Here is a 1,087-nt window from a genome sequence, read left to right as displayed (position 1 = left end):
GGCCCCGGTGCGGCGCCGGCGACGCTGGCGAAGCCCTTCGCGTCGAGCTTGCCCTTGATGCTTTTGCCCAAGGCATCGATGACTTCGTAATCGCCGTCCTTGATGCCCTGGCGACCGGCGTACTGGTTGAACAATTCGAGGTTGCCCTTGCCCGGTTTCGGCGGCTCCGGGAACACGCCCGCGAGACTCTTGGCACCGGTGTAAGCAAAGTTCGCCGCGTGGGCGGTGTACGGGCCACTGGTGGCGTGGGTGATGCCGCCGGCGTTGTAGGTCGTGGCGCTGCCGCCACCCTGGATCACCAATTCGGTCTTGGCGGTGATGGTGATGCGGTCGGCGTTGGCGGTGATGTTGAGTTTGGCCAGCAGGTTGATGCTGTCCTTCAGCGCCTTGACGTCGATGTCGCCGGACGCTGCGACCAGACGCCACCCCATGCTCTGCACGAACAGGCGCATGCCGCGACTGGCACTGGCCAGCAGGCGTTTGCCGATGGAAAAACTGGTGTGGCCGGTGCTGCTCAGCGCCAGGTGTTCGCCGGTGGCGATGTGGCTGGAGCGCGGTGTGGTCAGGGCGATGCCGGCGGGACTGGCGAGTACCAGATGCGGCTCAGTGAATTCGGGAAATTCATTGGCGGTGAGGTTTGCAGGTCCCGAGCCGAGCACGCCTTGATGCTGCGCGTGCAAGGCCTTGGCCACGTCGTCCTGATCGCCGGCTTCCTGGGCTTGAAGTTCCTTGGCCTGCGTGGCGAAACCGTCCTGTTGATCGCTGGCGGTGGCCAGGCGTTCGGCGGTTTCCGGCAGGTCCTTGTGGTGTTTCGATTCGTTCGGACGCGGTTCGGTGGTAATCAGCAGACCGGCTCCGGCACGCACGGCGCCGTGGCGGTCGGTTCTTAACTCAAAACCTTCGCCGCGTGGCTGCCCGCCTGAAGGACGCGGATGAGTCAGGTAACCAAGGTTGATCGCACTCGCGCCGTGATCGCTGCGCAGCGCGATGCTGATCTCGCTGGTGGTGTCGTCGATGCGCAGTTCGTTGGCGCGGCTGCCCTTGTATTCCTTGCTCTTGACCGTGGCCAGGGTCTTGAAGTCCGGCA

Annotated in this window: 1 protein-coding gene; it reads right to left on the bottom strand. The window is 64.4% G+C overall.

Annotation, left to right across the window (positions count from 1 at the left end):
- Positions 1-1,087, bottom strand: a 1,087-nt coding sequence (locus JKA62_RS28835; protein WP_201820544.1) for a DUF2345 domain-containing protein, incomplete at both ends; no start/stop codon positions are given.

Source organism: Pseudomonas sp. B7 (assembly GCF_016735645.1).
Classification (GTDB): domain Bacteria; phylum Pseudomonadota; class Gammaproteobacteria; order Pseudomonadales; family Pseudomonadaceae; genus Aquipseudomonas; species Aquipseudomonas glycinae.
The sequence above is the reverse complement of the archived record's forward strand: the minus strand, read 5'-3'. Positions and strand labels throughout refer to the sequence as shown.